6 protein-coding genes are annotated in these 5,452 nt (G+C 58.3%); 3 read left to right on the top strand and 3 right to left on the bottom strand.

Annotated elements, in window-relative coordinates; translation table 11 throughout:
* The first annotated feature begins 296 nt into the window (after nt 1-296).
* Both H0V78_12835 and H0V78_12840 read left to right on the top strand, forming a co-directional pair.
* Nucleotides 297-1,310: a methyltransferase gene (locus H0V78_12835; GenBank protein MBA2352624.1), complete on the top strand. Its 1,014-nt coding sequence runs from the start codon at nt 297-299 to the stop codon at nt 1,308-1,310.
* A 439-nt stretch (nt 1,311-1,749) separates the two neighbouring features.
* Complete coding sequence (locus H0V78_12840) at nt 1,750-2,670, top strand: DUF72 domain-containing protein (GenBank protein ID MBA2352625.1); 921 nt, start codon at nt 1,750-1,752, stop codon at nt 2,668-2,670.
* A 251-nt stretch (nt 2,671-2,921) separates the two neighbouring features.
* Here the strand turns inward: H0V78_12840 and H0V78_12845 are convergent, their stop codons facing one another.
* The 3 genes from H0V78_12845 to H0V78_12855 form a co-directional block, all read right to left on the bottom strand.
* Nucleotides 2,922-3,524: a hypothetical protein gene (locus H0V78_12845; GenBank protein ID MBA2352626.1), complete on the bottom strand. Its 603-nt coding sequence runs from the start codon at nt 3,522-3,524 to the stop codon at nt 2,922-2,924.
* Nucleotides 3,525-4,443: 919 nt separating this feature from the next.
* Nucleotides 4,444-4,776 carry a hypothetical protein gene (locus H0V78_12850; protein ID MBA2352627.1) on the bottom strand — a complete coding sequence of 111 codons (333 nt, stop codon included), beginning with the start codon at nt 4,774-4,776 and terminating at the stop codon, nt 4,444-4,446.
* Between the two features lie 198 nt (nt 4,777-4,974).
* The gene (locus tag H0V78_12855) at nt 4,975-5,202 is read right to left on the bottom strand and encodes a hypothetical protein (GenBank protein MBA2352628.1); all 228 of its coding nucleotides are present in this window, start codon (nt 5,200-5,202) and stop codon (nt 4,975-4,977) included.
* Nucleotides 5,203-5,318: 116 nt separating this feature from the next.
* Between H0V78_12855 and H0V78_12860 the strand changes: the two genes are divergently transcribed.
* Nucleotides 5,319-5,452, top strand: a 134-nt coding sequence (locus tag H0V78_12860; GenBank protein ID MBA2352629.1) for a transcriptional regulator, incomplete at its 3' end; no start/stop codon positions are given.

Below are 5,452 nucleotides of genomic sequence, written 5' to 3' on the forward strand. Positions count from 1 at the left end.
CGCGAATTCAGCGGTACGACCGGCAATTGTTAGCATTGGTTTAGGGGCAAGAATAAGGGCAAGCGATAACATGCAGCTTAACCAAGCAGACGTGATCGGACAACTGATGTTTTCTTGTAGTCGGGAATAAGCGCGGAAATAATCTCTAACGGAATTTGAAGCCTGTCCTCGGCCTTTTTTGCCTCCTTCGGATACCAGCTCGACTCAGCAGCGTCTTGTCTGTCCATGAGGCTGTGGCTACCGCGCCCGGTACGACGGCTCTGTGCTAATTTAAGACTGACGAAAGGAGAGAAGGAATGAACGGAACAGTGACGCCAGACCATATTATGGAATTGGGGCTCGGGTTCTGGGCGTCGAAGACGCTGCTCAGCGCTGTGGAACTGGGACTTTTTACGGAACTCGCCCGCGGTCCTATGTCTGCGAAGGACGTTAGCGAGCGGCTAAACTTACACTCGCGCAGCTCACGCGACTTCCTTGATGCCCTGGTTTCGCTGCGCATGCTGGAACGCAACGCCGAAGGGCTCTACGCCAACACATCCGAGGCGGACATGTTTCTCGACTGGACCAAGCCCTCGTACATGGGTGGGATGCTTGAAATGGCGAACGCGCGCCTGTACCCCTTCTGGGGTTCACTGACCGAGGCTTTGAAAACGGGGCGACCGCAAAACGAAGCCAAGAGCGGTGGCAATTTCTTCGATGCTTTATACGCTGAGCCGGAGCGCCTTGAGGGTTTTCTGCGCGCCATGACCGGCGTCAGTCTCGGCGCCGCTACAGCGATGGCGCAGAAGTTTCCCTGGAGCGACTATCAAACCTTCATTGACATCGGTGGGGCGCAGGGTGGGCTGCCAGTGCAAGTGGCCTTGGCGCACCCGCACCTGACCGGCGGAAATTTCGACCTTCCAGCAGTCGGCCCGGTTTTTGAAAAGTACGTCGCGCGGCACGGCCTAGGCGAGCGACTGCGCTTCTACCCCGGCGATTTCTTCAACGACAAGCTGCCTTCTGCGGACGTGCTCGTGATGGGACACATCTTGCACGACTGGAACCTGGAGGAGAAGCAGATGCTCCTCAAGAAGGCGTACAAGGCACTGCCAGACGGTGGCGCGCTTATCGTACATGAGGCGCTCATTGATGACGACCGACGGGAGAACACGCTCGGCCTGCTGATGAGCCTTAACATGCTGATCGAGACGCCGGGCGGATTCGACTACACGGGGGAAGACTGCTCGCAGTGGATGCGCATGGCGGGCTTCCGCGAAACCCGCGTCGAGCATCTGGTTGGACCGAACTGGATGGTCATTGGGATTAAATGAGACCGAAGCGTCCTCTATAAAATGGATAGGCGGACAGACGACGCGAATTCACGTTAGCTTGAGATAGACCGGGCCACAACAAGACCGGCAGGACATTGGCGGTAGCTTGGGCAAGTGGCAGGACAGGGTACTTGTGCCCTAACCGTGGTAAAAATCGTGGTAACTTCTATGCAGTGAATACTGGATCGAGCATCCACGCGGGTTAGCGGGCATAGTATGAAAGACGCCCTCGCCAGAACCTTGCCCGACGCGCGTTGCAAATACCGGTCAACGAGTGTCGCTGTATTTGCGATCCAGCGAAGCAGGAATCAACGGGATCGCGCGCAATTGCGCGCGGCAGCATCTTCCGCCTCGAGCGGCTTCACCGTGGCTTACGATTACGAATAGCCGCGGCATCGCAACATGTCGGGTCAACGATAACGCTCCGAATCAGGATACGATGGGTATAGCCGTAGGCACCGCCTCCTGGACAGATAAAACACTCCTCGAAGCCGGTAGGTATCCGAAAGACGCAAAGAAGGCCGAGGACAGGCTCAAGTATTACGCGGAGCGTTACCCGCTGGTCGAAGTCGATAGCACTTATTACGCGATTCCGCTGCCGCGGACCGCGCAGCTTTGGGCGGAGCGCACGCCTGACCGCTTTACCTTCAACATAAAAAGCTACCGGGTCTTCACCGGGCATCAGACGAGGCTGCAAACGCTTCCCGCCGACCTCAAGGAAGCGCTCGGCAGCACCGTCAAAGAAAACTTCTACTATCAGGATTTGCCGGCGGAGATCGCGGACGAACTGTGGCAGCGCTTTCGTGACTCCATGGAGCCGCTGCGCGCCCGCAACAAGTTGGGTGCGGTGCTGTTTCAGTTTCCGCCGCGGTTCGTGAAGCGTCGAACCAACATCGAACACATCCTGCTGTGCGCCCGGATGCTAGAAGGCTACACGCTGGCAACCGAGTTCCGCAACAACACCTGGTTCAACGACAAGCACGCAGCCGATACCATCGGATTCGAACGCGAAAACGGTTTCGTGCATGTGGCCGTGGATGAGCCGCAGGGAACTGCCTTCAGCATTCCTTCCATTTGGGAAGCAACAAACCCAAACCTTGCGATGGTGCGATTCCACGGCCGTAATGCCGAGACGTGGCAGGCCAGGGGTTTGTCCTCCGCGGCGGAACGCTTCAACTACCTCTACAGCGATGAGGAGCTTGAGGAGCTGGCGCGGCAGGTGCAGCGGCTCCAGGAGCAGGCCGAGGAAACGCACGTCTTGTTCAATAACTGCTACTCGGACTTCGGCGTGCGCAATGCGGTGGACTTACAGAGACTGCTGCAGCGTCCTAACCAAGACTCTGATAGACACACCGACTAATGCAATTTGCCAGCAGTACCGCGCTTCTTAAACTATAAGGTGCTCGCGGCCTTTCATCATTATCCCCAGCGAGTGCTTTTTCTCGTTCCTCAGCGATTCGATCTCGGAGGGCGTCAGGCGATTTGAAGGCAAGGAGGCTTCGGCCTCCGGATTCGGCAAGGGCTTCGGGGGTTCCTGAGATGGCTTCGGTTCCGAGGATGGATTCGATTCCATCGCGGCCAGATTATTGAGACCCATCGTGTTAGTACCGATCACCCCGACTGTTGAATAATCGCGAGCGATAGCTTGACCGAGTTGCTGAAGTTTCTTACCGACCGGCTGATTGGCGAAGCCTGCAATTTCATGGACGTGCCATAACCCATCGGCGGCGCGAGCGATGGAAAGCGTCGCCAGCCTTTTGCGTTCTCGGGTTTGCGCACCGAGAAGAATCGCAGTTCGCCTGCGCGGCAATCCTCGATGTGTTTCGCTCCGCAATGTCGCATCGCAAATGCTTCCTCGACCACGGCGGCGGCGGAATTGAGCGGCTCGATCACGAAATCATCGCGCTTTCCTCTGGTGAAATGACACTCCCAGGCCACGCCTTCATTTTGCGCAAGCAGGAGCTGCTTGCTCTCCCATTCCTTGGCGCGTTTCAACAGCGAGTGCCACGCCGTCTTTCGGTCTACCTCAATAGCCGCATGCACGTTTTCCACCGCCCATTGGCAAACCGACATGAAGTCGTCGACAAATCGCTCCATCCCGGGCTGTCTGCGCCTGCGGTCTGCTTCTTGTAACGCGATGGCCAAGACGTTGCTGGGAACGTCACAATCACAATCGAATAGAATTTCCCGGTGGCGCCCAACCAGCGCGCGCACTATTGCGGGCGGGGGAGGCGGAGGCAGGCCCGCCGCGCTCAATACCAATAAATAGGATTCGGCCGCGTTCAGCCACGAATCTCCTTCGGTGCAAAACTTCCAGGGCACGTTGAAGATACGCGCGCGATGGCGGACGAGGTAACGCCAGGTCGCCTTGCCGAAAGAGTTCGCGAACAAATCGCGGAGAGCGCCCAACGGTTGCGGAGAAGGGCTGGTTAGATCATCTTCGTGGCCGAGTGCAGCGATCGGCAGGAGTTGGGGAGCGAGCCGCGCGATCTGACGCATATCGTCTTCGTGCCGCCAAACGAGCGAGTAAAGGTCCGACGGTAGGCCGCGGTGGTGAAGCCCCGCGCATCGGCATGCCAGGGCAATTCTGACAAGCTCGGGATCGAGCCAGGTTGCAACCCGGAAAGCCCGAGCCGTTTGATCAGCGGCCGCTCAGGCCGACTTGTTTCTTCCCCTCGCGCAACACGAGAGCAGGGAGTCGTGGCTGGTCGATACCGCGTACGCGCTTCTTAAGCGCGATCGCCGTTTCAGGTTGCTGCGCAAGGAACTGAGGCGCGCGCTCATGCCTTCATCGAATAGCACTACCCTATCTTCATTGAGGTAGCCTCCCTGCACCGTTCGCGTCGCGCGATCGACGCGGTAACGAGGTAATCGAAGACGACGACATCACGCCGATCGCGTGTCTCAGCGACAGAAATCGCGGATACGATCCGGCAATCGAGCCACTCAACCAGAATATGCAGGCGTTTCGCGAGAGCGACTCGAATCTCGGGGGATTCCCAATGCGGGCCGGACTTGCCTGCCGCGGCGGAAAGCAGTGCGATCCCTTCACAATGCCAGCGCCGGCGAGCACGGCGATAAGTAGGCGGCAAGATCGGAACCCACGGGTGGAATTGATCGCTGCGCAGTTTGCTCATTGCTCGTCCTCATGGCCGCATCGCGTTCGAGTAAGATCGAGCGGTGCGAAGCCCGGGTTCGCGACTACCGCAATCAACGCACCTGGCAAAGGTCGCGGCGGAATCGAACAGCTCCACGCCGCGCACTTTGCCGTGATCACGAACACCGCGCCTGTTTGCCCTGGCGCCGACGTGAAAGCCGACTCATAGCCCGCAAGATCACCCTGACGCTGCTCGTAGATACCGCTCATCGCTTCGGTTTCGGAAACGGCATTCAACGCTACTTGCTTGGCTTCGATATCCATCCACACCTTGTTCTGGTTGCCGCGCCGGCCACCTGCGGATTTCATGTCATCCGAAACGTCCTTGAACTTTGCCGCTCTCGCCTTCGCGCAAAGCTTCCGCTTCGCCGACTTGAATTCGCGCGTGCGATACGATCAGCGTCCGCGCTCCACGCATGAAACCGGAATGATGAGCTTGCTTCCCGCCCGACCATGATCGTGAGATTGAGCACGCGGTTCTGCCTGGCGCCTACGAGTTCCTCGCCGTCAAAGGGCAAGACCTTGTGGTCGCTGCCGTTCTAGTCGGATTTCCGGAACGCTGCCGCCTTCCGAAACTTCGGTGATGCACGCGAAATTCGACTCGAGCGCTTCATCGAGCGTGAGATAGTCGGCGGATCTATCCTGGCCGGCGGATGGCGGAATCAGAGTCAGATCGGCTAAGGACGCGCCGGCGCCGATCAGGATGCCCAGCAGGGACTGCGCGATGGTTGTCATGCGTCCTCCCAAACTTATGTGACCTGCACAGTCTAGAATGGCGCTGGCTCAGCAGATGAGCCTGTCGCCGCCGCAACAGGTATTGGAGTGCGGCGCAAAGGAATCGGAGGAGATCCATGAATCGCACCGAACGCTTCTATCGCATAGATCAGCTTCTGAGCGGCGGCCGCATCGTGCCCTTCTCGACCTTCCTGGAGCGCCTCGAAGTTTCTCCCGCAACGGTCAAGCGCGATCTCGAATACATGCGCAA

The sequence above is a fragment of the Burkholderiales bacterium genome (assembly GCA_013695435.1).
Lineage (GTDB): Bacteria > Pseudomonadota > Gammaproteobacteria > Burkholderiales > JACMKV01 > JACMKV01.